The sequence below is a fragment of the Litoreibacter sp. genome, from assembly GCF_058136045.1.
In genome coordinates this window covers 119,431-144,907 of the sequence record NZ_JBYVDD010000003.1, presented here as the reverse complement: position 1 = coordinate 144,907, position 25,477 = coordinate 119,431, and the positions used below count along the sequence as shown (strand labels likewise).

20 protein-coding genes are annotated in these 25,477 nt (G+C 57.0%); 12 read left to right on the top strand and 8 right to left on the bottom strand.

Features of this window, described 5'->3' with window-relative positions; genetic code table 11:
• Positions 1–5: 5 nt before the first annotated feature.
• Positions 6–1,214 carry an ROK family transcriptional regulator gene (locus AC3Y7R_RS02035; protein WP_490040337.1) on the bottom strand — a complete coding sequence of 403 codons (1,209 nt, stop codon included), beginning with the start codon at positions 1,212–1,214 and terminating at the stop codon, positions 6–8.
• A gap of 288 nt (positions 1,215–1,502) precedes the next feature.
• On the opposite strand from AC3Y7R_RS02035, the gene AC3Y7R_RS02030 reads away from it, so the two are divergent.
• The 6 genes from AC3Y7R_RS02030 to AC3Y7R_RS02005 all read left to right on the top strand — a co-directional run bounded on the left by AC3Y7R_RS02030 (position 1,503) and on the right by AC3Y7R_RS02005 (position 8,734).
• Complete coding sequence (locus AC3Y7R_RS02030; protein WP_490040336.1) at positions 1,503–2,528, top strand: substrate-binding domain-containing protein; 1,026 nt, start codon at positions 1,503–1,505, stop codon at positions 2,526–2,528.
• A 128-nt stretch (positions 2,529–2,656) separates the two neighbouring features.
• The gene (locus tag AC3Y7R_RS02025; protein WP_490040335.1) at positions 2,657–3,958 is read left to right on the top strand and encodes a sugar ABC transporter permease; all 1,302 of its coding nucleotides are present in this window, start codon (positions 2,657–2,659) and stop codon (positions 3,956–3,958) included.
• 11 nt (positions 3,959–3,969) lie between these two features.
• On the top strand, positions 3,970–4,722 hold the full coding sequence (locus AC3Y7R_RS02020) for an ATP-binding cassette domain-containing protein (protein ID WP_490040334.1): 753 nt from the start codon (positions 3,970–3,972) through the stop codon (positions 4,720–4,722).
• Complete coding sequence (gene xylB / locus AC3Y7R_RS02015; protein ID WP_490040333.1) at positions 4,722–6,158, top strand: xylulokinase; 1,437 nt, start codon at positions 4,722–4,724, stop codon at positions 6,156–6,158. The genes AC3Y7R_RS02020 and xylB overlap by 1 nt, the downstream gene beginning before the upstream one ends.
• Positions 6,155–7,450, top strand: a complete 1,296-nt coding sequence (gene xylA / locus AC3Y7R_RS02010) for a xylose isomerase (protein ID WP_490040332.1) — start codon at positions 6,155–6,157, stop codon at positions 7,448–7,450. The genes xylB and xylA overlap by 4 nt, the downstream gene beginning before the upstream one ends.
• Before the next feature lie 39 nt (positions 7,451–7,489).
• Positions 7,490–8,734, top strand: a complete 1,245-nt coding sequence (locus tag AC3Y7R_RS02005; RefSeq protein WP_490040331.1) for a glycerate kinase type-2 family protein — start codon at positions 7,490–7,492, stop codon at positions 8,732–8,734.
• Between the two features lie 8 nt (positions 8,735–8,742).
• On the opposite strand, the gene AC3Y7R_RS02000 is transcribed toward AC3Y7R_RS02005, so the two are convergent.
• The 4 genes from AC3Y7R_RS02000 to AC3Y7R_RS01985 all read right to left on the bottom strand — a co-directional run bounded on the left by AC3Y7R_RS02000 (position 8,743) and on the right by AC3Y7R_RS01985 (position 17,024).
• Positions 8,743–9,912: an HlyD family type I secretion periplasmic adaptor subunit gene (locus tag AC3Y7R_RS02000; protein WP_490040330.1), complete on the bottom strand. Its 1,170-nt coding sequence runs from the start codon at positions 9,910–9,912 to the stop codon at positions 8,743–8,745.
• A complete protein-coding gene (locus AC3Y7R_RS01995) occupies positions 9,912–12,215 on the bottom strand; it encodes an ATP-binding cassette domain-containing protein (protein ID WP_490040329.1) in 2,304 nt (767 codons plus the stop codon). The genes AC3Y7R_RS02000 and AC3Y7R_RS01995 overlap by 1 nt, the downstream gene beginning before the upstream one ends.
• Entirely contained in the window at positions 12,212–13,714 is a 1,503-nt protein-coding gene (locus tag AC3Y7R_RS01990) for a TolC family protein (RefSeq protein ID WP_490040328.1), read from the bottom strand. Before AC3Y7R_RS01990 ends, AC3Y7R_RS01995 begins: the two co-directional genes overlap by 4 nt.
• 70 nt (positions 13,715–13,784) lie before the next feature.
• Positions 13,785–17,024: an Ig-like domain-containing protein gene (locus tag AC3Y7R_RS01985; protein WP_490040327.1), complete on the bottom strand. Its 3,240-nt coding sequence runs from the start codon at positions 17,022–17,024 to the stop codon at positions 13,785–13,787.
• A gap of 254 nt (positions 17,025–17,278) precedes the next feature.
• Here AC3Y7R_RS01985 and AC3Y7R_RS01980 point away from each other — a divergent pair, with 254 nt between their 5' ends.
• Complete coding sequence (locus AC3Y7R_RS01980) at positions 17,279–18,262, top strand: zinc-dependent alcohol dehydrogenase (RefSeq protein ID WP_490040964.1); 984 nt, start codon at positions 17,279–17,281, stop codon at positions 18,260–18,262.
• A gap of 2 nt (positions 18,263–18,264) precedes the next feature.
• On the opposite strand, the gene AC3Y7R_RS01975 is transcribed toward AC3Y7R_RS01980, so the two are convergent.
• On the bottom strand, positions 18,265–19,050 hold the full coding sequence (locus tag AC3Y7R_RS01975; protein WP_490040326.1) for an IclR family transcriptional regulator: 786 nt from the start codon (positions 19,048–19,050) through the stop codon (positions 18,265–18,267).
• A 162-nt stretch (positions 19,051–19,212) separates the two neighbouring features.
• Here AC3Y7R_RS01975 and AC3Y7R_RS01970 point away from each other — a divergent pair, with 162 nt between their 5' ends.
• The 5 genes from AC3Y7R_RS01970 (at position 19,213) to AC3Y7R_RS01950 (ending at position 24,765) form a co-directional block, all read left to right on the top strand.
• Positions 19,213–20,814 (top strand): GMC family oxidoreductase, encoded by a 1,602-nt coding sequence (locus tag AC3Y7R_RS01970; RefSeq protein ID WP_490040325.1) that lies wholly within the window; start codon positions 19,213–19,215, stop codon positions 20,812–20,814.
• Complete coding sequence (locus AC3Y7R_RS01965; protein WP_490040324.1) at positions 20,811–21,479, top strand: TerC family protein; 669 nt, start codon at positions 20,811–20,813, stop codon at positions 21,477–21,479. Before AC3Y7R_RS01970 ends, AC3Y7R_RS01965 begins: the two co-directional genes overlap by 4 nt.
• Before the next feature lie 122 nt (positions 21,480–21,601).
• Complete coding sequence (locus AC3Y7R_RS01960; protein WP_490040323.1) at positions 21,602–22,708, top strand: TRAP transporter substrate-binding protein; 1,107 nt, start codon at positions 21,602–21,604, stop codon at positions 22,706–22,708.
• Between the two features lie 99 nt (positions 22,709–22,807).
• Complete coding sequence (locus AC3Y7R_RS01955; protein ID WP_490040322.1) at positions 22,808–23,437, top strand: TRAP transporter small permease subunit; 630 nt, start codon at positions 22,808–22,810, stop codon at positions 23,435–23,437.
• Positions 23,437–24,765 (top strand): TRAP transporter large permease, encoded by a 1,329-nt coding sequence (locus AC3Y7R_RS01950; protein ID WP_490040321.1) that lies wholly within the window; start codon positions 23,437–23,439, stop codon positions 24,763–24,765. The genes AC3Y7R_RS01955 and AC3Y7R_RS01950 overlap by 1 nt, the downstream gene beginning before the upstream one ends.
• A gap of 95 nt (positions 24,766–24,860) precedes the next feature.
• Here AC3Y7R_RS01950 and AC3Y7R_RS01945 read toward each other — a convergent pair whose 3' ends face one another.
• Entirely contained in the window at positions 24,861–25,202 is a 342-nt protein-coding gene (locus AC3Y7R_RS01945; RefSeq protein ID WP_490040320.1) for a protein tyrosine phosphatase family protein, read from the bottom strand.
• A complete protein-coding gene (locus AC3Y7R_RS01940; protein ID WP_490040319.1) occupies positions 25,199–25,399 on the bottom strand; it encodes a hypothetical protein in 201 nt (66 codons plus the stop codon). The genes AC3Y7R_RS01945 and AC3Y7R_RS01940 overlap by 4 nt, the downstream gene beginning before the upstream one ends.
• Between the last annotated feature and the right edge of the window lie 78 nt (positions 25,400–25,477).

Here is a 25,477-nt window from a genome sequence, read left to right as displayed (position 1 = left end):
CAATATTACGACTCGGCCCATGCGCCCCCGAAAATCTCATCTGTGACCGCAGAGAGCGCCAAAGCCGCACTACCGCGCGCCCAGACGTAGCCCCCCCATACGTTAATATCAATCTTGGGCGGCGGGCGCCCTTTATCAAGCGTCAGAGCCTGCATTTCAGCCACCACCTCTTCTGCATAAAGGTAGTCATAGCGCATCCGCTCCCCCGAAAGGATGATCAGGTCCGGGTCAAACAGATGCACAATATTGGACAGCCCGACCGACAAATACCGCCCAGCACGGCGAAAAATAGTGCGTGCGCTCTCATTGCCGGCCTTGGCTTGATCATAGAGCGTCTCGAGCATGGAGGACACTTTGCCCGCCTGATCCTGCGTCATATCAAGCGCCACACGCGCCTCGCGCACCAAGGCGTAATCGGCCACATAAGCCTCGAGGCAACCGCGGTTTCCGCAGCGACACAAAGCCCCGTCCAACTGCACCTTTGTGTGCCCCAATTCCAAGCCTAACCCCATCGCGCCGCGATACAACTTATTGTCCAAAACCAAGCCCATACCAACACCGTATTCGATCGTCACAACGGCAAATGAAGACTTGCCCCGCCCCGCCCCGAACCACAGCTCGGCCAAGGTTAACATGTTGGCATCATTGTCTATATGCACAGGAACACCAAGACGCGCAGACAGCAAATCACGCAACGGCGTGTCGCGCCCGATCAAAATCGGAGACCAAGGGACAACCCCACCCTCGTGGTCGACCATCCCCGCCAGTCCCACGCCAACAGCCAGTATTTTATCACGCGACAACCCCGCTTGGGCAATGACATTGGACAGCAATTCTTCGGCCTCGTCCACCAATATTGCAGGATCTTTTTTCAAGGTGTCGCTTGGCATATCCATTTCAGTCAATTGCGTGCCCGCCATATCCAGAACCACCGCAGAATGGGTGAAGTCCCCCATCTTCATGCCAACCACAAACCGCCCTCCGTCTTTGACGCTAAGCGCCACCGGAGGGCGACCGCGCGTTGAGCCGTGATGTGGGGTTTCGACTTCGCAAATCAGGTCCGCCGCCAATAGGTCCGCAGTAAGCGCCGTCACCGACCCCGGCGAGATACCCAAGTCTTTGGCCACATCTATGCGAGGGATTTGCCCCGCGGCCCGCACACGTTCAAATACCTGCTGTCGCAATGGCTTTGCCAGCTGCCCAATCAAGGGCATCGAGGGTCCGCAGCCAACAGAATCACTTTCTGAGCTTGCAATGCTGCGGTGCGGCAATTCTTTCAGGTCCAAAATTATATCCCTCCTAGCGTAGCGCGAAAGTAGCCTAAACTGATAGAAAACTACAGAAATATCTGCCTTTCACGACGAGTAGCGTCCACTATTCTAAACATTTCGTCAATTTAATTTTGACAACTGAATTAAATACGTCATTATTGTGAAATGCCGTGAGTCGCTCTTTCGGCTGCCCGCACTCGAAGCGGGGACATAATGAACTGGGAGGATCTTATGCGTAAAGCATTAACCGTAGCTGCGATCACAGTCGCAAGCCTTATGAGTACCGCAGCCTATGCAGCCGACATCACCGTCGGCGTAAGCTGGTCTAACTTTCAAGAAGAACGCTGGAAAACAGATGAGGCCGCCATCAAGGGCGCGCTAGAAGCTGCTGGCGCAAAATACATCTCTGCTGACGCGCAGGCCTCTGCTGCAAAGCAATTGACTGATGTTGAAGCATTGATCGCACAAGGCGCAGACGCGCTGATCATTCTGGCGATGGACAAAGACGCTATCATCCCAGCAATTGATCAAGCTGAAAACGAAGGCATTCCAGTCGTTGGCTATGACCGTCTGATTGAAGACGCACGTACTTTCTACATCACCTTTGACAACAAAGGCGTCGGCTCGATCATTGCGCAAACCGTTATGGATGCGCAGCCAACTGGCAACTATGCGATCATCAAAGGCGACAAAGGCGATCCAAACGCCGCATTCTTGCTAGAAGGCATGATGGAAGTCATCGGCGACAAAGTGGCATCTGGCGATATCAAAATCGTTGGCGAAGCTTTCTCGGATGGCTGGAAGCCGGACAATGCTCAAAAGAACATGGAGCAAATCCTGACAGCTGCAGACAACAAAGTTGACGCTGTTCTGGCCGAGAATGACGGCATGGCAGGCGGCGCGATTGCGGCGTTGGAAGCACAAGGCTTGGCCATTCCTATCGGTGGCCAAGACGGCGACCACGCAGCGCTGAACCGCGTTGCACGTGGCACGCAAACCGTGTCTGTTTGGAAAGATGCCCGCCAATTGGGTGTCGGCGCAGCAAACGTAGCTGTGGCTTTGGCTGGCGGCACTGCGCTTGACGGCATCACCGATGCAGTCAAATGGTCCGGCGGCGCGAAGGGCGTTGAGATGAACGCCATCTTCCTTGCCCCAACCCCAGTGACCAAAGACAACATTGCTACCGTGATTGACGCGGGCCACATCGCAAAAGACAAAGTTTGCGAAGGCGCAATGGCAGGCGTTAACGGCTGCTAGTCCCTACCGCTCCGGCGCGCACTGCGTGCCGGAGCACCTTTTACTATTCCCTCCATTTAGCATCGCACCAATCTGCGCGTCATTTGACGGCGGAACTGGCTTTGCACATCTGAATTCGGAGCTTAACTATGTCCGACACATCCAAACCAAAAGAGGGCTTAATTGCCCGCATTCTTCGTGAAACCGAGATTGATACCCGCATGTTGGGTATGGTCGCAGCTTTGGCCCTGATCTGGATCGGCTTTCATGTATACGGCGCGCTTGTTAATGGCTTTGGAGCCTTCTTGACGCCGCGAAACCTGTGGAACTTATCTGTTCAGACCTCCTCGATTGCCATTATGGCCACCGGCATGGTGCTGGTGATTGTAACGCGCCATATCGACCTATCGGTCGGCGCGGTTCTGGGCTTTTGCGCTATTATAATGGGGGTGTTGCAGGTCAACATTTTGCCTCAAGTTTTGGGGCTTGGCCATCCGATGATTTGGATCATCGCGGTTGTTGTTGGCATGATCGTTGGCACTTGCGTCGGGGCATTTCACGGCGCGCTCATTGCTTACGGCAAAATCCCCGCCTTTATTGTCACGCTAGGTGGCTTGCTGGTTTGGCGCGGTGCCGCATTCCTTGTGGCACGTGGCGAGACCATCTCGCCGGTGGATCAAACCTTTAAGTTGATGGGCGGCGGGCCTTATGGTGCCGTTGGGAACACTGGCTCTTGGATCGTTGGTATTCTGGGCTGCATCGGCGTTCTTGGCCTGCTGGCTATGGCGCGGCGCAACCGCACCACATTCCATATAGAACAACGCCCTGCTTGGGCCGAAGGACTTCTGGCCCTGATCGGCTGTGGCACAGTTATCGGCGCGACCTTGCTTGTGAACTCCTACCCTTGGCCAAAAGGCATCGTGAAACGCCACATCGCCGAGAACAATCTTGATATCCCGGTTGAGGAGTTATTCATCTCGCACGGCTATGCCATTCCTGTACTTATCACCGTCGGCGTTGCCATCTTCATGACCATTTTGATGAGCCGCACCCGCTTTGGCCGCTATGTCTATGCCATCGGTGGCAACCCTGAGGCGGCAGAGCTTGCAGGCATCAACACCCGTTGGATGACAGTCAAAATCTTTGGCTTGATGGGCGCCCTTACTGGCCTGTCTGCTGTCGTGGCCTCCGCGCGTTTAGGATCTGCGACCAACGCGCTTGGCACGCTCGATGAGCTATACGTCATCGCCGCCGCCGTCATCGGGGGCACCTCGCTTGCGGGTGGTGTTGGGACAATCTACGGGGCCATTCTTGGCGCACTAGTGATGCAATCACTGCAAACTGGCATGGTGCTGATTGGCTTTGACGCCGCTATCCAACAAATCGTCGTAGGTGGAGTTCTTGTCCTAGCCGTCTGGCTCGACATTCTTTACCGCCGCAACGCTAAATAAGGAGAACTGACATGACCGACACACCTCTCGTAGAGCTGCGCGACATCTCGATTTCCTTTGGTGGGATCAAGGCCGTCGACCACGTAAGCATGGACCTTCACGCAGGCGAAGTTGTGGGCCTTCTGGGCCATAACGGCGCTGGCAAATCAACGTTGATTAAAATCCTCGCCGGTGCCTATAAGAAAGACGGCGGCCAAATCTTGATCAACGGCAAAGAGGTCGAGATCAACAGCCCACGTGACGCGCGCGACAATAGCATCGAGACGATCTACCAAACGCTTGCTTTGGCTGATAATCTGGATGCTGCCTCGAACTTGTTTCTTGGGCGTGAGTTAACCAATGCACTGGGCTTTGTGGATGACGCCAAGATGGAGGCCGAAACGGCCAAAATCATGGCCCGTCTAAACCCTAACTTTCGCAAGTTGAAAGAGCCGGTCTCGGCGCTATCTGGTGGTCAACGCCAATCAGTGGCCATTGCACGCGCAGTGTATTTCAACGCTAAAATCTTGATCATGGACGAGCCAACAGCCGCCCTAGGGGTCCACGAGACCCAAATGGTGGCAGAGCTGATCGGGGAGTTGAAAAAGCAAGGCTTGGGCATTTTCCTGATCTCGCACGACACCCATGAGATGATGGAGCTATGCGATCGGGTTTCCGTGATGAAAAACGGTCAACTCGTCGGCACAGAGAGGGTCGAGGACATCACAGAAGACGACGTGTTGTCGATGATCATCTTGGGTAAAAACCCAAAGCAGGCGGCGTAATGTATCTGGGCCTCGACCTTGGAACTTCGGGCTTAAAAGGCCTGCTGATCGACGACAACCAAGCGGTTGTGGCCGAGGCCCATGCGCCGCTTACTGTGTCCCGCCCCCAATCTGGCTGGTCCGAGCAAGCCCCCGCCGACTGGTTAAGCGCAACCAGTGCCATAATGTCGGCGCTGGCTGGCAAAGCCGACCTTGGGGCCGTGAAAGCCATTGGTCTATCCGGCCATATGCACGGGGCCACATTGATTGACGGGCGCGGCGATGTGCTGCGCCCGTGCATCATGTGGAATGACACCCGCAGCCACGCCCAAGCCGAGGCGATGGATGGCGACCCGCAATTTCGTGCCATCTCTGGCAATATCGTTTTTCCGGGCTTCACCGCGCCGAAACTGGCTTGGGTTAAAGAGCACGAGCCGGATATTTTCGCGGCGACAGCCAAGGTTTTACTGCCCAAAGACTACCTGCGCTTATGGCTCACCGGAGAGGCCGTTAGCGAGATGTCCGACGCCGCTGGCACCAGTTGGCTGGACACCGGTGCGCGCGATTGGTCCGACAGCCTGCTGGAGGCCACAGGCCTGAGCCGCGCGCATATGCCAAGGCTGGTGGAGGGCTCTGACGTCTCTGGCGGATTGCGCCCCGAGTTGGCCGCCCAATGGGGCATGAAAGCAGGCACGCCGGTCGCGGGCGGCGGCGGCGACAATGCAGCCACGGCAATCGGCATGGGCGTCACCAAGCCCGGACAGGCGTTTCTATCCCTAGGAACATCGGGCGTGGTCTTTGCCGCAACCGACAGCTACGCCCCTGCCCCCGAAACTGCCGTTCACAGTTTTTGCCACGCAATACCAGACACTTGGCACCAGATGGGCGTCATCCTATCGGCAGCGGACGCCTTGGAATGGTATGGCCGCCTCGTGGGGAAATCCCCCGCCGCGCTGACAGGGGCCTTGCAAGGCGTCACCGCCCCCGGCCGCGCCTTGTTCCTGCCCTATCTGGGGGGCGAGCGGACCCCGCATAACGACGCCAAAATTCGCGCAAGTCTAATCGGCATCGAGAATGAAACCGACACCAATGCAGGCACCCGCGCCGTGCTGGAAGGTGTGGGATATGCGTTGAAAGACAACCTCGACGCCTTGGCCGCCACAGGCACCAAAGTCAGTCAGTTGATCGCCGTGGGGGGCGGTGCGCAAAGCCGCGTTTGGCTGGAAACCTTGGCCTCGATCCTTGCCACCCCAATCGCACTGCCCGTTGCGGGCGACTTCGGCGCAGCCTTCGGGGCCGCACGCCTTGGCATGATGGCGCAAAGCGGTGATTTAACGCTGGCCACCCCGCCCAAACTACAAACCACAATCGAGCCAGATGCGGCTCTTGCGGAGGCCTTCGCCACCGCACACAGCAGATATAAAGACACCTATAACGCACTAAGGACACTCTCATGACCGACTTCTTTCAAGGCATCGCCAAGGCAAAATACGAGGGGCCAGACAGCACCAACCCGATGGCCTTCCGCCACTACAACCCCGATGAGATCATCATGGGCAAACGCATGGAAGACCACCTGCGGTTCTCCTGCGCGTGGTGGCATTCCTTTGCATGGCCCGGCGGTGATCCCTTTGGCGGCCAGACGTTTGATCGCCCTTGGTTCGGTGACACCATTGAACACGCAAAACTGAAAGCAGACGTCGCGTTTGAGATGTTCGACCTGCTGGGCGTACCCTACTTTTGCTTCCACGACGCCGACATCCGCCCCGAAGGCGCGGACTTCAAAGAGAACACCCGCAACCTTGAGATCATCGTCGACTATCTGGGTGAGAAAATGGAAGCAGGCGGGCCGAAGCTGCTTTGGGGCACGGCGAACCTGTTCTCGCACCGTCGCTATATGTCGGGTGCCGCGACCAACCCTGACCCGGATGTCTTCGCCTTCTCCGCCGCCACAGTGAAGACCTGCATGGATGCAACGCAGAAACTCGGGGGGGAAAACTACGTGTTGTGGGGCGGCCGCGAGGGCTATGAGACCCTGCTCAACACCGACCTGAAACGCGAGCGCCAGCATGCTGGCCGCTTCTTGCAAATGGTCGTCGATTACAAACATAAGATCGGCTTCAAAGGCGCAATCCTGATCGAGCCAAAACCGCAAGAGCCAACCAAACACCAATACGACTATGACGTCGCCACGGTCTATGGTTTCTTGAAAGAGTTCGGCCTCGAGAACGAAGTACAGATGAACTTGGAACAAGGCCACGCGATCCTTGCCGGTCACAGCTTCGAGCACGAGTTGGCCATGGCCCGTAGCTTGGGGATTTTCGGCTCCATCGACATGAACCGAAATGACTATCAATCCGGCTGGGACACGGACCAGTTCCCCAACAATATCCCCGAGGCAGCACTTGCCTATTACGAAGTTCTGCGCGCCGGGGGCTTCACCACTGGCGGCACCAATTTTGATGCCAAATTGCGTCGCCAATCGCTGGATCCGGAAGACCTGATTGCAGCCCATATTGGCGGTATGGACGTCTGCGCCGCGGGGCTGAAAGCCGCAGCCAGAATGCTGGAAGATGGCACACTGGAAGCAAAACGCGATGCGCGCTACGCGGGCTGGGACAAAGGCGAGATCGGCAAAGACGCCACGCTAGAAAGCCTGACAGATCGTGTGATTTCGCAAAATATCAACCCGGAGCCACGCTCCGGCAAACAAGAAGTTCTGGAAAATCTGGTCAATAGGTTCCTCTAGGCTATAGTCCCGCCGAGCACTTGTTTGGCGGGACACCACATGACGAAAATCTCTGACATGCGCGCCGAGGCGCATCACCTCTTTGACGTGGCCATTGCCGCCGCCGATCCGGCGCGCGCCGTCGAGCGCGCCTTGGTAAACACAGCATTAACTGCCGGTGGCACCCTGTTCTTGATCGCCATTGGCAAGGCCGCGGTGCCGATGATGCGCGCCGCTTTGGCCCAAGTCAGCGCAGGTACACCCAGCCGTGCCCTCGCCGTGACCAACCCCGAAAATGCCCATGATATCAACGGCTGCACCGTCCTGCGCGCCAGCCATCCCATCCCCGATTCCACGGGTGAAGCAGCCGCCATCGCGGTTGAGGAAATGCTGGCAGAGACCTGTGCACAAGACCAGGTCATCGCCCTGATATCGGGCGGCGGCTCGGCTTTGCTGCCTGCGCCCGTTGCGGGCGTGACGCTCGCCGAGAAGGCAAAGGTTAACGAAATCTTGCTCGGCTCCGGGCTTGAGATCAACGATATGAACCACATCCGCCAACAACTCTCGCGGCTCAAAGGTGGTGGCTTTTTGCGCGCCGCCTCCCCCGCGCCCGTGCGCGCATATATCCTGTCAGATGTTGTCGGCGACGACCTACGCGCGATTGCGTCCGGCCCGACGGCATCCCCCATCGGCACCCGCGCCAGCGCCAAAGCCTTGCTGGAAAAAGCCGGCGTTTGGGCTGATATGCCTGCCAGCGTGCAGCGCCATTTAAGCGCCGCAGAAGCCGGGCCTTCAGCGCTGCCAAAAGCGTCAAACACCTTGGTCGCCTCCAACCGCCAAAGCCTCGATGCCATGCGGACCGCCTGCCCCGAGGCGCAAATTCTAAACGACAGACTGGAAGGCAATGTGGCCGAAGTCGCGCCGCAACTGGCCGCGATTTTTCACAGCCTGCCGCAAGATAGCCCCGCCGTTTTGCTGTTTGGCGGCGAGACCACTGTGACGCTGACTGGCAACGGCAAAGGCGGGCGCAACCAAGACCTCGCCCTGCGCATGGCCATGCAAGATATCCCTGGCGATTGGGTGTTTTTATCGGGTGGAACCGATGGGCGCGATGGCCCGACCGACGCCGCTGGCGGCATGGTGGATACAGGGTCTTTGGCGCGCATGGAGGCCGCAGGGATCTCCCCGCAAGCGCGGCTCGAGAACAACGACGCCTATGCAGCCCTTGGCGCCTCGGGTGATTTACTTATGACAGGCGGCACGGGAACAAATGTTGCAGATGTGCAAGTCTTTATCCGTCGGTAATTCTTGCGCTACGGCTCGCGGAAGGCCTCGCGCGACTTATAAAGCGGCTTGGTGAGATACTGCAAAATTGTCTTCTCGCCCGTGTGCAATTCGACTTGCGCCAGCATTCCGGGACGTATTTCCACTGACTTTTGACGCGGTGACAGATGCGCCAAGTCAACCGACAGCAGCACCTTATAATGCGGGTCACCATCCGCCACGCGCTCATCCTTGAAGGTATCGGCAGAGATTACCTTCACCTTCCCTGAAAGCGTGCCGTATATCGTATAATCATAAGCCGACAACTTAACCGTGGCCTCCTGACCAATCCGCAAACTGGCGATATCTTTAGGTTTCACCTTGGCCTCTACGAACAATTCTTCGCCCATCGGGATGATTTGAAAAATCTCTTCGCCCGGGCGAACAACCCCACCGATGGTTGAAATCGCCACGTTGTTTACAATCCCTTTCATCGGGGATCGGATCACTGTGCGCGACAACTGGTCATTGCTGATTTTCAAGTTTTGCTTCAGCGTCGCCAATTCTTTTAACGTGTCGGAAAACTCCGATGCGCGCTCCAGTTCGGCCTTGGAAACGATCTCTTTATACTTGGCCTCGGCATCAGTATTGGCCTTGCGTGCACGGGTGGCCTCAACAAGGGAAACGATATTTTGGTCGAGTAAATCTTCCATCAAAACCGTCTCTCGACGGGTCTCGCGCAGGATGGCACGCGCGCTGTCAGTGCGCCCCTCAAAGTCGGTTTGGCGCGCGTTCAACAAGGCACGTTCAGAGGACACTATCTCGGGTTGGCGGGCTTCCAGATCTCCCGCCACAAGGAAATCAAACTGCCCTGCCAGTTCCGCCTCAAGCCTCATCCGGCGGATATCAAGCGCGTCAATCTGGTCTTGCAGGTCATCAACCGAAGTTTGAAAATTAGTGCCGGACAGGCGGCCCAGAATGTCGCCGGGCGACACCGTATCCCCCTCAGATACCAAAAGCTCCGACAAAATGCCGCCCTCAAGGTTTTGAATAATCTGCGGGCGCGAGGAGGAGACAAATTCGCCGTCAGAGCGCACGATTTCATCGACCCATGCCACCGAGGCCCAAACGATAAAGGCCAAAACCGTCAAGCCGATGATGCGGATCACCCAAGAGGGGCCGCGCAAATCATCATCAAATGCTGCGTCAATAGTGGCCATTACTTGCCCCCTTTCGGAGTATTGATAGCAACTGAACCGGCCCCGCCAGCTTTGTTTTTCTTAAGGTGCGCAAGTACTTGCTCGCGCGGGCCATCAACTGACAGCTTGCCGCCTTTAAGGATCATCACCCGCTCCGTCAGCGCGAGAATGGGCATCCGGTGCGTAGCAATTACCGCCGTGCGCCCCTTCAGCCAGCCTTGCAAATTCGCGACCAAAGCTGTCTCCAGACTTTGATCCAATGCGGCCGTCGGCTCGTCCAACAGCACCACCGACGGGTCCTGCAACCACATCCGCGCCCAGCCGATCGACTGGCGTTGCCCAATAGATAGGCCAACCCCGCCGTCGTGAATTGGCAAATCCAACCCCTTGGCATGTTCGCGCACATAGCGCCCCAACCCGGAAAAATCCAACGCCGCCATCAGCCGCGCGTCATCACGCTCCAGCCCCGACAAGTTCAGATTTTCGCGCAGGGACCCTGCGAACAAACGGACCTCTTGCGACAGGTAGCCGACGCCACGGCGCAGGTCTTTGGGGTGCACCTGCCCCATATCAATTCCGTCAATCAGCACGCGACCAGCGCTTGGCTCATAAAGCCCCGACAGCAGTTTAATCAGTGTCGATTTGCCAGAGCCATTGGCCCCTAAAATTGCCACATGTTGACCCGCAGGGATCGCCAAACCGCCCAAGTCCAACACAGGTGCCGCGTCTTCGTCATAGCGGTGAACAAGGTCACGCAACTCGAAGCGCCCTGTGATCCGCTCGCGGCGCAAATAGCTGCGATCGGCGTCGAAATCTTGCGGCGATTGCACCACAGAATCCAGCCCAGCCAACGCCGTTTTCACGTTCGACCAGCGCGCCATTGTGCCCGCCAATTGGGTCAGTGGCGCCAAGGTGCGGGACGTCAGAATGCCGACTGCAATGATTGAGCCAACAGTGAATTCCCCAGCAAAAACAAGGAAGGTTCCCATCACCACGGCGGCCACATAAGTTGCCTGCTGCACCCCTTGAGACCAGAAGGTCAGCGCGGAAGCAAGGCGGCGTTGCTCGGATGATTTCAGCGCGGACAGCGCGTTCAATTCGTTCCAAAGGCGGGCAAAATGGTCTTCGCCGCGATGGGCTTTGACCGTATCGGCCTCATAGATGGCCTCGTGCAACAACCGGTTGGCCTTGACCGAGGCCCCTTGGGTCTCTTCAGTCAGTTTAATCATGCGTTTTTGCAAGAAAAAGCCCGGCAAGACCATCAGCGTGCCGCCGATCATCAACACCCAAACCACATTGCCTGCAATCGAGGAAACTAGCAATAAAAACAAGAAGATAAACGGCACATCTGTTAGCGTTCCAACAGTCGAAGCGGTAAAAAATTCGCGCACGGAGGAGAACTCGCGCATAGCTGAAAACGTCCCCGACGGCGTGGCCCCCGGCGTGCCTGCTTTCATACCCAGCAAGCGGTTCATCAGCGTCTTTTGCACGCCCATCTCGATCTTGCGGCCAGCCCCGTCCATCATGCGGGCGCGTGCTAGCTTCAAAAATGCCTCCAACGTCAACGCGCCCATGGCCCCGATAGCCAGCACCCAAAGCGTTGCGGTGGATTGATGCGGGATCACGCGGTCATAAACCTGCAAGGAAAACAGCGCGACAGCGACCGCCAGAATGTTCGCGACGAAAGAGCCTGCGGTGATTTCGATCAGGTGGCGCTTATACTTGGGGAACTCGCCCCAGAACCAATGCGCGGGCTTGGCTTCAAGGCGATGTTTCGCCTCGACTTGCCCCATGGAGCTTTCGGCCTTCAGCACCTTGCCAGAGAACACTTTGGCGAACTCGGACAGTTGTACTTCTGCGCGGCGGTCGCCGATGGTTTGGTCAAAAACTGTCAATGTTTGCTCGTGCTGTTCCAGCACCAAAACCAGCTGGCCCGTTTTCATTTCAACAAGCGCAGGCCACAGGTCAGCACGCAGCGCAGTGCTGCGTACGCCGCAAATCAGCCCCAGCGATTTCATCGCGCTGGCCAGCAACTCCGGCGAGATGCCAGACGCGTCCAGCGGCAACTCTACCGCCGCGTCCAGCACATCAGATGGCTGCAAATCAACGCCCAGAAGCCCGGCATAAACCGACACCAGATCGGCGCGGCTGCGCAGTTTCTTAGAGAACCGCCCTGCCTTCTCGCGCGCTTGCGGCATAGGAACGCGCAGCCCCGGATCATTGGCCACAGCGGTCGGGGTCTCGACCGGTTCTAGCTTTGCAGTATTTGATGCTTGGGCCGCTTTGGCCCGTGCCATGTCAAACGCAATGACGGGCGTGTTCATATATCCTCACCGTCCACCAACGCGCCCATAAGATGGGCAATCTGCAACTCTACTAAGGCGATTTGATACGTCAGGCCGATCTGCTCGCGCTCGGTCGAAACTTTGGTCTCATAGACGCGCACCACATCCATGATCGGACGTTGACCAGCCTTATACTGGCGGTCAAACAGCGACAAATTGCTGTCGGCAGAGCTTAACAGCCCCTCGCCTTGTGTCTGCTGGCGCTTGAGCGAGATCAGGCTTTGCTCGAGGCGGCGCATAGTGCGCGAATTATCCTCGGAGGCCTGCGAGACACGGCGTGCGGCGGCGTCCTTTGTGGCCTCGATGGCTTTGAGGCTGGCCTTGGTGCCAAAGCCGAAACCATTCGCGGCACCGACAACCAAACTGCCCGTCGCCCCGCCCTTTTGCAGCGAGCCCCTAGCCGATACGCCGGGCAGATAGCCCGCGCGCGAAATGGTGGCTTGGGCGATATCGCGGTCCCGTTCGGCCTCGGCCTTGAGAACCGACAACGGCTTAGATGACGCCGGATTAGCAATCGACGCCAAGCCGCGCACATCGCTAAGCGGCTTCAAGGACATCGCGTTCAGCTCGGCCATGGCCGTGCGCGCGGTTTCCATGTCGGAATTGCGCTGGTTTTCAGCCTCGGCCAGCTTTTGCTTGATGATCTGCAAATCGGCCGGATTAGACACCCCGCCGCGCACACGTTGATCCATAACCCATGCAAATTCACCCATGCGGCTGGCCGCTTTGGAGCCTGCCGTGGCTTGGGCGCGGGCGCGTTCCGCGGTGACGTAAAGCTCCAGCGCGGAATAGACCCGATCGTTGGTATCTTGCGCCAATGCGACGGCAGCAACCTCAACATCGGCCTTGGCAAAGCTGCGCTCGGCCTTTTTGCGGCCATTGTCGAACAACACCTGATCAATGACCATGGAGGCGATGACTTCGCCCAAACTAGACAGGCTCAATGATGGGCCAATTGTGGGAAGCCAGTTCTTGGAAGCCGCCTCGGCGCGCAACTTGGCGGAGCGTAACTCGGCCTCGGCAGCGCGTGAATTTGCCGCCAGAACCGAGCCTGCAACTTTGCCATAGGGCGTGCGCGCATCCAGAACCGCTTCGCGCTGTAGCAGCGTTTCGATCAACGGAGAGCTTTCTTTACCCCCCGTGCCACCCGCCAGCGCAGGTTGCGCCAGAGGTTTCGCACTGGCCCCAGCGAGGTTTTCGCCGGTTAATATGCCCGTGGCATTGCGTGTCGCCGCCTCGTTGGATTTCTTGCGCTTGAAGAACCCGAAAATTGGCGTGGTTTGCCCCTCTTCGCTGTCTTCAACCTGCACACGTTCGGCGAACCGTCCGGTGGTTTTCATTTTGCCTAAAGCAGCGGGCTTGGTCGCGGAGAATGTCCCGCGCGTTGCCTCATCGCCCATGCAGCCCATTAATGACGCTGCGGTAGTGCCTGCCAACACTATGCGCAAAATTGCGCGTTTACTTGTACCCTGTCCCATGCGGAGCCCCTTCTTGTTAAATCGAGAGGTTGGAAAGGGCGTATCCTTATGGCTACGCCCCTGCCCGCTTTTAGTAGTTCACTGTGATGTCATGCTCGATGAGCAAGCTGCCATCGTTGCCCAATGTGTAGACGTCATAGACCCGCCCGCCGATTTGCTCGGTCTGTCCGGTATCTGTCGCGCCGTTGATGTTAACGATGTCGGTATCGTCGCCATGGATGACCAAGGCGTTGGTGTCATCCGACAGCCCCAGCAAGTCAGCCTCGGTCAAGGTCAGCTCGCTCTCGGCCACAATCGACAGATCAATCGCGCTGACATTGAAGCTCGACAGCCCGTTGAGCGAGACGTTAACCGTCCCGATGGCATTATCATCCAGCACCAACAATGTGGCGCTCTCGTTGCCAACTGCGTCCTCAGCATTCACCACAAGGTTCGAGCCGTCTGGGATACGATCATTGAACGTAAATTGCAGCTCGTCGCCGCGCACCACGTTGGTGTCGTAGCTGACATTGCTGACCGAGCCGGTCTCGCTCACTTGGCTGATTGCGACGATATCGTCGGTCAACTCTGTGCCGATGCCCGACACACCGGGATCGCCGCGGAAGTATTCGGTGTAGGAGATCACAACTGGCGCTTCTGGCACCTCGGTGTCCACAGTTACTGGCGTCGAGACGCTATCGGGGTTGCCGTTACGGTCAACCGTCGCGACCGTCACCTGCGAGGTGTACTCGCCGGTTGGGATCTCGTTCGGGCCAAATGTAACCGACCAGCTGCCATTTGCGCTTATCGTTGCAGCGCGGGGTGGCAAGTTGTGGAATGTCACCATAACGCTTTGCGCGCCAGCCTCGGTTGTGCCCGTCATGGTGAAGCCGGAACCGGCCTCGTTGGCATCAACCACACCGTCGCCGGTGGCTTCAGATACGCTGAGATTACGCACGATCGTGTCAACCTGAACCGTGCCATTTGCCACAGCCGTGTTACCCGCCGCATCGGTGAATGTTGCTTGCACAGGAATTGTGGTTTCAACCCCCGCAGGCACATCGCCCGGACCAAAGGAGGCGGTCCAGTTGCCGTTGCTGTCAGAGACTACAGTGCGTGTCGCCCCGCCGAAATCGACCTCAACGCGGGAGTTCGCCTCTGCCGTGCCGGAGATTTGCACCCCGTCGCTGGCTTCGGCGATATTGATCACGTTATCGCCTTCAACATTGATCGTATTGACCGAGACATCGGCAATCGTATCAACCGCGAAGCTGGACGTGGTGGTCGCGGTATTGCCCGCGCCATCCGTTGCAACTGCCGTAACCGCGACGTCGTATTCACCCGATGGCAATGTGCTGGCCGAGAAGTTGGCCGTCCAAGTGCCGTTCGAGTTCGCAATAACCGTTTGCGTGCCCAGCATTACGCCTGTCGAGGTGGCCAAAGTGACCTCGACCGAGGCCCCCGGCTGCGCGGTGCCGTTCAAAGCGGTGCCACTTGCGCTCTCGGCAAGGTTCATCACGTTGTCGGTGCCAGTGTTATTGCCAGTAATTGCCACATCGGTGATCGTGTCGATGTTCATCGTTGCCGTGGCTGTATCCGTGTTGCCAACCGCATCGGTGATAGAAACAGTCACATCCGCCGTCCGCTCGCCCGAAGGGACTTGCGAAGGCTGGAAGTTCACATTCCAAGTGCCATCCGCGCCAACCACACCCGTCACAGTGCCGCCACCGGCAACTGATACGGTGATATTGCCACCCGGCTCGCCCGTGCCCGACATGGTAACGCCGTCCGCGTGACCCGTCGCATTGATGATGCCCGTGCCAGCCGCTTGGCCGTCAATTTGGGCAATCTCGACATTGGTAATAGTATCAACCGGAATGGTGACCGACGTTGTTTCGCTGTTGCCAGACGTATCTGTCGCAACGGCCGTGGCCGTCACATCATATTCACCCGCGGGCAGAGAGCCTGCCGGATATTGAACCGTCCATGTGCCATCTGACGATGCCGTAACCGTCTGCGTGCCCAGCACTTGCCCGGTTGGACCCGTCAAAGTCACCACAACAGAAGCCCCCGGCTGCGAGGTGCCATTCAGAGCAGCGGAGCTTGCAGCCTCGGCCTCATTATAAACGCCATCTGTGCCGGAGTTATTACCCGTGATTGCAACATCCGTGATCGTATCCACGATCATTTCCGCCGTGGCGGTTGCCGTGTTGCCGTAGGCATCCGTGCTGGTCACAGTGACCGTGCTGGAATATTCACCAGTCGACACCTGATCAGACCCGAACTCTACCGACCAATTCCCGTCCGCATCCACAACAGCCGTTGTGGTCGCGCCGTTTTCTTCAATGGTAACAACTACATTGGCCCCGACCTCTCCGGTGCCAGTCAAGGTCACGCCGTCCGCGTGCTCGACCGCATTGATCACATCGCCCGACCCAGTGGCCGCGCCATCAATCGTGACCATATCAACCACAGTTACTGTGTCGACGCGAACCACATCCGTCACGGTAGCTGAATTCCCAGCATCATCCGTAGCAGTGATCGTCACATCCACGTCATACTCGCCCTCTGGAATTTGGGTTGGGTCGAACACAACCTCCCAAGTCCCATCATCCGCGACAACGGTCTCTTGGGTTTCGCCGTCAATCTCGACAACAATCGCAGCACCGGGCTCACCCGTGCCGCCAAGCTCTACGCCATCGGCGTGATCTTCGGCGTTAAAGACGTGATCCACAGACACAACGCCCTGATCCAGGGCAACAGACGGCGCTTCGGTATCGACACCTCCGCCACCACCACCGCCGCCACCGCCGACGACAACCGCGCCACCAACAACCGCAGCCGCAGCGCCGAGACCAGCACCGCCGCCACCAAGACCCGCAAGGATCGGAGCAGCCGCCAACATCGTTGAGGTCTCTTCCGTCGCGATAGCATCCGCCGCAATGATCGTATCAACCTCGGAGCCACCAACATAGAAGAGTGAATCGTCAGGGCTCCACTTGCCGAAAACTTGCGCCTCGGCGTAATCCGCCTCAACCAAACCTTCCTGCGCGCCTGCAAAGTCAACCTCAGTCAACAAGCCGTCCGCACTAATATAAAGATCGGCATCCGCGCTAAAGTAGCCTTCCAACCGGATCTTGCGACCATCGGCAAGCGTGACGATCATCGCATCGCCCGCGCGCTCGTAGCCCGCGACCTGAAACCTGCGTAGGTTCAGGGAGACATCGTCACCACCATTTAGGAAGACCGTGTTTGCCGCGTCACCTTCCGCCAACATACCACGTCTAATATTGCCCGCACGATCGCGAACGACGAACTCAATCGCTTCCATAATTACTACTCCGCCTCTGGACTCGGGCACTTTTGTGCCTCGATTGTTATTCGCCACTTAAACCTGAAATGTTCGATTTATCCAAGAGGAAATGACAATATATCCACTTATTTCCTATATCTTGTGGTTTTTACTGACCTTAGGGCAACACCCGCCGCGCTGTTTTGCTGGCTTTCACTGGCATTTCGCTTGTGTTGCACCCGACTTGCGAGAAAGCTGCACCTGTCGCAGACACAAGGAAGCAGAACGCCATGATGCAAACTCTCGTCTATACCGCTCCAAAAACCATGGAAATGCGCAATACCCCCCGCCCGACGCCGCAGGCGGATGAGACATTAATCAAAATACGCTCCGTCGGCATTTGCGGCTCTGACATGCACGCCTACCTCGGGCACGACGAGCGGCGCCCCGCACCGCTCACGCTTGGACACGAAGCCGCCGGAGTTGCGACAACCGGCCCGATGGCCGGGGCCCGTGTCACCGTGAACCCGCTGGTAACCTGCGGCACCTGCCCCGCCTGCACATCGGGGCGAAGCAACCTATGCCCGACACGCCAGATTATCTCCATGCCACCGCGAGAAGGCGCGTTTTCTCAATGGCTTACCATGCCCGACGGCAATCTGATGGCCCTGCCCGACACCCTTAGTTTCGACCAAGCCGCGCTTGCCGAACCCTTGGCCGTGTGCTGGCATGCCATTCGCCTGTGCGCAGAGCACCCGTTCGCCAACCTCAGCGCCCCCACAGTGATCATTGGCGGCGGCGCAATCGGCTTTGGCTGCGCCTTGGCCCTGACTGCATTCGGCGCGACAAACATCACCCTAATCGAGACCAACCCGCTTCGTGCCGCCCACCTGCGGACCCTGACCGATATCCCCGTCCGCACCCCCGACACCTTAGACAAGGCCCAAGCCGCACTGGTCATTGATTGCGTCGGATATAAAGCCACCCGTGAAGCCGCCTGCGCCCTAGTAGCCCCCGGAGGGACCATCTGCCATGTCGGGCTGGGCGATAGCGATGGAGGGGTTGAAGTCCGACGCATAACCCTACAAGAAATAACATTTTTTGGGACATACGCCTACACGAAAAAAGACTTTAAAGACACGGTTTGCGCAATGTCGGAGGGCCGGTTAGGCACCCTGAATTGGGTCGAGACGCGCCCGCTTTCCGCAGGGCCACAGGCCTTTGCCGACATTCTGGCGGGGCGCGTTATGGCCCCAAAGATAATCCTGAACCCTTAGACCTAGGCGAACTGCGTCTCGCGCAATTGCTCCGCGGCCTCATACAAAAGCGGCAACATATCGCGCGCCTCAGGGAACCTTATGCGCTGGCCCGGACCATGCACCGCCAGCGAGGCGACAAAACGCCCAAGCTCGTCACGTACCGGCACTGCAATCGCCACCATACCGTCTAAAAATTCCCCCATGTCTTCGGCAAACCCTTGCTTTGCGATCACCTTCAACTCCGCCATTAGCACGTCGACATCGGTTACTGTGGCCTCGGTGTGTTCAGATAATTTCAGTGCATTTACAAATTCTAAGCGCGCTTTTGGTGCCAGCGATGCCATGAACATTTTTCCCGAAGCGGTACAGTGGAACGGCACATTTGTGCCAACCGGAAGTTGCACCCGAAAGGACCAGCGCGTATCGACGCGGTCGAGGTAGCGCATCCCCTCTTCCTCCGGTACAACGAAATTCACCGTCTCGCCGAGCTCCAAAGCCACGCGCGCCAACACTTGATGGCGCGCAATATTCGCCCAACTGGCATGGAGAAGTCCGGCCCCCATCAGGCGCGCGCGCCGTGCCGCCCGAAAGCGCTTTCCGCCCGTGTCCCGGATCAAGAAGCCCTCTGCCTCCAGCGTTGCACAAAGGCGGTGTACTGTCTGTTTGGGCAGCCCGATCACCGCGTTCAGCTCGGTCGGCGTCATAGCGCGGTCACTGCGCCCGAGCGCCTCGAGCAACAACAAGACCCGCAAGTTTGTTGGAATCCGCTCCGCTGCGCCATCGTCGTGAAAATCACTGTCGGGCAAAATACCCTCCTATAGCTGACATACCACCCTCTAAAACCGCCCGCCAAGCAGCCCCTACGCCTCCACCACAAGGAATTACCTTGTGCCAAAATCGAATCGCTGTACGGTGTATATATCAAAAACGAGACAAAAAGTCTCATTTTTTGGTGATAGTGGGGATTTTTGGAATTTGACTACGTAATTGTTGGTGCCGGCTCGGCAGGCTGCGTCCTTGCCAACCGCCTATCCCAAGACGGCAAGTACACTGTTGCCGTGCTTGAAGCGGGCGGGCGTGACACCAATCCATGGATCCATATCCCCGTTGGATACTTCAAAACCATGGGCAATCCTAAAACTGACTGGCGCTATGTAACGGCGCGCGATGACGGCTTGAACGGGCGCTCCATTCCATGGCCTCGCGGGCGCGTTTTGGGGGGGTCCTCCTCGATCAACGGACTTCTCTATGTCCGCGGTCAGTCACAAGATTACAACCATTGGGCGCAACTCGGCAACAAGGGTTGGGACTGGGACAACACCCTCCCTTACTTCAAAAAAGCCGAAAACTGGCTGGGCGATCAGGCCCGGGATAATCGCGGCACAGGGGGGCCGTTGCAGGTCTCCCCAACCCGCCTGAAACGAGAGATCGTAGACAAGTGGATCGACGCGGCCCAAGCCGCAGGTTACAAAAAGAACCCCGACTACAATGACGGCGACCAAGAGGGTGTTGGCTACTTTCAATTAACCATGTCAAAGGGACGCCGCTGCTCCACTTCGGTCGCCTATCTAGAACCCGCCAAACATCGCGACAACCTTGCGATTTTCACGCAGGCCCAAACCAAACGGGTGATGATGGATGGCAAACGCGCTGTCGGCGTTGAGGTGGATTTGAAGGGGAAGCCCGCAAAATTTCGTGCACGCCGAGAAGTAATTTTGTCAGCAGGATCAATAGGTTCCCCGCAGATACTAATGTTATCTGGCATCGGCAATGCAGATGAGGTCAAGCCCCATGGCATTGAGATGGTCCATGAATTGAAAGGTGTTGGCTGTAATCTGCAAGACCATCTGCAAGCGCGCCCTGTCTTTAAGACGACCCTGCCGACAATCAACGTCGAGGTATCAAACTACTTCAAGCAAGGGCTTATCGCGCTGGAATATGCGCTGAAACGCACAGGCCCCATGGCGATGGCCGCGAGCCTTGGCACGGGCTTTTTGAAGACCGAAGCACACTTGGAGACCCCTGACATTCAGTTCCATATCCAGCCGTTCTCGGCTTCGCATCCGGCTGATGGGCCGCATAAGTTCTCGGCCTTCACCGCCTCGGTGTTGCAATTGCGCCCTGAAAGCGTGGGGCATTTAGAACTGAAATCCAGCGACTGGCGCGATCACCCCACTATCCATCCTAACTATCTGGCCACCGATACAGATCAGCGGACCATCGTTAAAGGCATCCAAGTGGCGCGGCGCATCGCGGGTTTCAGCCCGCTTAAAGAGCATATAATCGAAGAGTTTGCCCCGGGCCGTGAGGTGGGTTTTGACGATTATGACGCCACGCTGGACTGGGCCCGCAACACCGCCGTCACCATCTATCACCCCACTGGCACCTGTAAAATGGGCCAAGACGACATGGCCGTGGTCGACGAGCGCCTGCGGGTGCGTGGGGTATCGGGACTTCGGGTCGCCGATTGCTCCATTATGCCCACGATTGTGAGCGGCAATACCAACGCGCCGGCGATAATGATCGGCGAGAAAGCATCTGACATGATCCTCGAGGACGCCGCAGCATGATTGACACTGTTCTAGACTTCTCCAAAATTGTGGTCGCGGACCTGATCCTATCGGGTGACAATGCGCTGATCATTGGCATGGTTGCGGCTGGGCTCGCGCCTGATTTGCGCAAGAAGGCCATCCTCTATGGGATGATCATCGCCGCAGTTTTGCGTATTGTATTTGCAGTTATCGCCACAAAACTATTGGGAATTCCCGGCATATTATTTGTCGGATCGCTGCTGCTGTTTTGGGTCTGCTGGCGTCTGTACACTGAAATTCGTGACGGTGTGGATGAGCAAGCAGAGCACGCGCTAGAAGACGCCGATGATCCCGAGAAAGGCTATACTGGCCCCGCCAAGCGCACGCTTTTCTCGGCCCTTATTTCAATCACTATCGCCGATGTATCAATGTCGCTAGACAACGTGCTGGCCGTCGCGGCCATCGCCGATGGCAACACGCATATGCTGGTGTTTGGCCTAGGTTTGGCAATCGTGCTGATGGCCTTTGCTGCAACCATGATCATGAAATTACTGACGCATTATCCGTGGATCAGTTGGTTGGGCCTGATCGTGCTGATCTATGTGGCCTGCGAGATGTTCTACCGCGGCGTGTTCGATTCCTCGACCGGAATTGGCCCAATGATGGGCTGGTTTGAGGGGTATGCGCTGACCAAAGGGCATTAAGAATTCAACCACTGCAACCTTGGAGGAGGCGCGCAGTGACCCGTTGAAGAAAAGGTGGTTTGGGATGCCTTCCCCAACTCGCCGACGACGAGACAGAAGGCGTGGACCTTAGGGAGGACCTTATGTTGAACTTAAAAACCATCACGGCAGGCGCGCTTGGCTTGTCGATGCTGGCCTCGGCGGCCGTTGCCGAGACCAAAATTCGTGTACAATCTGTGATCCCATCATCGGCAGATGAAATCGTCATGTTGACGGATTTTGCCAATGACGTGAAAGAGCTGACCGACGGCGAAGTCGTCATCGAAATCTTGCCCGCGGGCGCGGTTGTTGGCGTGCAAGAAACGCTTGATGCCGTTGATGCTGGCCTGATCGAGGGTGGCTTTGCCTGGACGCATTATTGGTCAGGCAAACACCCTGCCGCAATGCTGTTCGGCTCGCCAGTTGCGGGCGCTGGCGTTGGCATGGACAACTTGGCCTTCGTGTCATGGTTCCTTTATGCAGGCGGCAAAGAGCTGTACGACCAGCTGTGGGACGAGATGGGCATGAACGTCAAAGGCTTCATGTTGCAGCCAAACGGCCCAGAGGCTTTGGGTTGGTTCAAAGAGCCAATCGAGACCATGGATGACTTCCGTAAATACCGCTTCCGCACACCTCCGGGCATTCCGGGCCAGACCTATAAAGATATCGGCGTGGCCTCGGTTTCAATGGGCGGTGGGGACATCCTGCCTGCACTGGAAAAAGGCACAATTGATGCGGCCGAATGGTGCTGCCCGAAACCTGACCGCGTGTTCGGGTTCCAAAAAGTGCTGAAGCATTACTACCTGCAAGGCCTGCACCAAGTTGTTGTGAATGCTGACCTTTATATCAATGGTGATGTCTATAACGGCCTGACAAAAACACAGCAAAAGGCCATCGAAGTCGCCGCTAACGCGTCCTTGATGAAATCGCTGGCCTACCGCATCAACGAGAACGGCATCGCACTGGACCAACTGGTTCATGAAGATGGTGTGATCTTGCACGACACCCCGGCCGACTACTTCACCGAGTACATGGCCGCCGCCGCGAAAGCGCTGGAAACCAACGCCGCCGAGAACGAGTTCTTTGCTGAAGTTTGGCAGTCCCAAAAAGACTTTGCCCGCACAGCAATCCCGTTCTGGTCTGGTGCACAAACTTCTAACGCCAATCTGGGCCGTGCCTATGCCGCCCAACTGGCTGCCGAGGATAAATAACGAGCCTGCCCGCATCTCTCAAAGGGATGCGGGCAAGACCCTACATGACCTCTGGCGCATAAAGCCGAGGCACTCTTTTCGCCAACAGGGACACCCCCAATGATCAACGAAGATCAAGACAAGATCGACTTCTCGGAATACGAGAATGTCGGCGACGAGCTTCTGGCAGATGCCGGTGGTGCCGTGGGCAAAATCTTGCCCGATGACATGCACCCGCTGGCACGCAAAGCCATTTACGCTATCGATAACTTCTCTAACTGGCAGGGCCGCATTGCCTGCCTGCTGGTGGTGCCCATCATCTTTGGCATGGTCTACGAGGTGATAGCGCGCAAATTCTTTTTAGCACCGACGCTGTGGTCATATGATCTGTCGCGCATGCTCTATGGCGTCTCGTTCATGCTGGGCTCGGCCTATGCGTTGATGCGCGGGCTGCATATCCGCGCTGACTTCTTGTATCGTGGCCTGACCGAGCGCACCCAAGGGCGAATTGACCTAATCCTTTATGTGGTGCTGTTCATGCCCTCGATGCTGTTTTTCCTCAAAGCAGGCTATGATTTCTCGTGGAAATCCATCCTACAAAATGAGCGCGCGGGGGATAGCACATGGGCCCCTATCGTGTGGCCAATCAAAATCGCGCTGACCTCGGGGGTGTTGTTCCTCGTCATTCAAGGCATCTCTGAAATTCTCAAAAGCTGGTATGCAGCGACACGCGGAAAGTGGCCAGTTTAATGGAATTTTCAACTGAAATAATCGGCCTTCTTATGATCGGGGCCATGCTCTTTGCGATCTTTATCGGCTTCCCAATATCCTTCACCCTAATTTTCCTCGGCGTGGTCTTTGGCGCATGGGGAATTGGCGTTAAACTAACCATCTTCTTGATGACCCTGCAATTCTACAACTCGATGATGGAGCAAACGCTGGCCGCCGTGCCGCTATTCGTCTTCATGGGGTTCATGATGGAGAAAGCCGGTCTGATGGAGCGATTATTCGCAGCCATTCAGATGATGCTGGCGCGCATGAAAGGCTCGCTTTATCTGGCGGTGCTGTTCGTGTCGGTCGTCTTTGGCGCGGCCACGGGCATTGTTGGCGCATCGGTGACCATTCTGGGCATCATGGCCGCCAAAACCATGAACAAATCTGGCTATGACGTGCGCCTTGCGGCAGGCACGATCACTGCGGGCGGCACCTTGGGAATTTTGATCCCGCCGTCGATTATGTTGGTGGTGATGGGGCCAGTGCTGGAAATCCCGGTCACGGATTTATTCGCCGCTGCGATCATACCGGGCGTCATGATGGCCGCACTTTACGTGGTCTACACATTGGGGCGCTGCTGGATCAATCCAAGCCTAGGCCCACCCCTGCCCGAGGACATGATCCCGAAGAACAAATCCATCATCTGGAAAGAGCTGTTCTTTGGCCTCGTACCACCAACGATCCTAATCGCCTTTGCGTTGGGCTCCATTTTGGCAGGCTGGGCAACGCCAACCGAGGGTGCAGGCATGGGCGCGTTTGGCTCTATCGTGCTGGCTATTGGATACCGCAAATTCTCTGTCGCGGGGTTCTATGATGCCCTGATCAAGACGCTGGAAATCTCGGTGTTGATCTTGTTCCTCGTGGCCGCCTCCAACTTCTTTGGCGCGGTGTTCTCGCGGCTTGGAACGCCAACAATGATCACCGAATTACTGCTGAATTTGGATGTCTCGGCCTCCGTGGTGGTGATCTTGATCCTCGCCTTGGTGTTTGTGCTGGGCTGGCCTTTGGAATGGGTGCCGATCGTGTTGATCATCTTGCCGATCTTGGCCCCAGTGCTGATTAAACTGGAGGTAGACATGCTGTGGTTTGCCATTCTGGTGGCCGTTTGCTTACAAACTGCATGGCTCAGTCCGCCGGTGGCATTATCGGCGTATTTCCTCAAAGGCGTGGTGCCGGAATGGGACCTCAAGGACATCTATCTGGGCATGATGCAATTCATGGTGATCCAGATTACCGGCCTTGGATTGGTGTTCATGATCCCGGCAATTGCCACATGGCTGCCGCGCTATATTTACGGCGGCTAGCAGCCTTAAAGTGCAGGCAAAAAGGGCGCATCGACCTCTCGATGCGCCCTTTTTGTTTGGCTAAGATGCTGCCAAGTTGCCACCCGGCAGTGAGATTAAGCGTCTTGCATCAAAAGTGCGTTCACCAGTGCTTCGCTGCGCGCGCCGGTTTCACAATAGGCCAATACCGGACGCGGCATGGACGCCAACATCTTGGCCAGTGCTTCTACGTCATCATCCGTCGGACCAGACACTGCGATTGGCAAATACGCTGACTCCAACCCCGAATATGTTGCCGCTTGGCGTATTTCACCGAACAAATGTTGATCAATCGCCTCTCCGTCCGGCCGATTGCAAATCACGGACTTGAAACCAAGAGTGTGGATCAAAGCCAGATCTTTGGCAGACGGCTGCGCGCACACACTGATCTCGGGCGTTAGTCGTTTGTTATCAATCATGATTTCACCTTTGCTAAGTTTACATCTTGGCGGCGGGAATTGAGCATAGACACACCAGCCAAGGCACATGCAAGCACCACCGATGCAAGCACAGCCGTGGTCCCGTTAAGGGGCAAAAACAAGCCGCTCAACAGCACTGGCATCACCGCCAACGCGCCGCGCGCTTCCCGGTTGGATTTCATTATTGCTTTGTCCATTTCCACCCCATTTAAAAACCACCCAAAACTGGGATCACGCGGACTATAGCAGCAAAGGGCACCGCGCAATTTGACCGA

Excerpts from the sequence above, each read along its gene's own strand:
- AC3Y7R_RS02035 (WP_490040337.1), bottom strand. The coding sequence starts at position 1,214 with ATGCCCTTGATTGGGCAGCTGGCAAAGCCATTGCGACAGCAGGTATTT.
- AC3Y7R_RS02030 (WP_490040336.1), top strand. The coding sequence starts at position 1,503 with ATGCGTAAAGCATTAACCGTAGCTGCGATCACAGTCGCAAGCCTTATG.
- AC3Y7R_RS02025 (WP_490040335.1), top strand. The coding sequence starts at position 2,657 with ATGTCCGACACATCCAAACCAAAAGAGGGCTTAATTGCCCGCATTCTT.
- AC3Y7R_RS02020 (WP_490040334.1), top strand. The coding sequence starts at position 3,970 with ATGACCGACACACCTCTCGTAGAGCTGCGCGACATCTCGATTTCCTTT.
- xylB (WP_490040333.1), top strand. The coding sequence starts at position 4,722 with ATGTATCTGGGCCTCGACCTTGGAACTTCGGGCTTAAAAGGCCTGCTG.
- xylA (WP_490040332.1), top strand. The coding sequence starts at position 6,155 with ATGACCGACTTCTTTCAAGGCATCGCCAAGGCAAAATACGAGGGGCCA.
- AC3Y7R_RS02005 (WP_490040331.1), top strand. The coding sequence starts at position 7,490 with ATGACGAAAATCTCTGACATGCGCGCCGAGGCGCATCACCTCTTTGAC.
- AC3Y7R_RS02000 (WP_490040330.1), bottom strand. The coding sequence starts at position 9,912 with ATGGCCACTATTGACGCAGCATTTGATGATGATTTGCGCGGCCCCTCT.
- AC3Y7R_RS01995 (WP_490040329.1), bottom strand. The coding sequence starts at position 12,215 with ATGAACACGCCCGTCATTGCGTTTGACATGGCACGGGCCAAAGCGGCC.
- AC3Y7R_RS01990 (WP_490040328.1), bottom strand. The coding sequence starts at position 13,714 with ATGGGACAGGGTACAAGTAAACGCGCAATTTTGCGCATAGTGTTGGCA.
- AC3Y7R_RS01985 (WP_490040327.1), bottom strand. The coding sequence starts at position 17,024 with ATGGAAGCGATTGAGTTCGTCGTTCGCGATCGTGCGGGCAATATTAGA.
- AC3Y7R_RS01980 (WP_490040964.1), top strand. The coding sequence starts at position 17,279 with ATGCAAACTCTCGTCTATACCGCTCCAAAAACCATGGAAATGCGCAAT.
- AC3Y7R_RS01965 (WP_490040324.1), top strand. The coding sequence starts at position 20,811 with ATGATTGACACTGTTCTAGACTTCTCCAAAATTGTGGTCGCGGACCTG.
- AC3Y7R_RS01960 (WP_490040323.1), top strand. The coding sequence starts at position 21,602 with ATGTTGAACTTAAAAACCATCACGGCAGGCGCGCTTGGCTTGTCGATG.
- AC3Y7R_RS01955 (WP_490040322.1), top strand. The coding sequence starts at position 22,808 with ATGATCAACGAAGATCAAGACAAGATCGACTTCTCGGAATACGAGAAT.
- AC3Y7R_RS01950 (WP_490040321.1), top strand. The coding sequence starts at position 23,437 with ATGGAATTTTCAACTGAAATAATCGGCCTTCTTATGATCGGGGCCATG.
- AC3Y7R_RS01945 (WP_490040320.1), bottom strand. The coding sequence starts at position 25,202 with ATGATTGATAACAAACGACTAACGCCCGAGATCAGTGTGTGCGCGCAG.
- AC3Y7R_RS01940 (WP_490040319.1), bottom strand. The coding sequence starts at position 25,399 with ATGGACAAAGCAATAATGAAATCCAACCGGGAAGCGCGCGGCGCGTTG.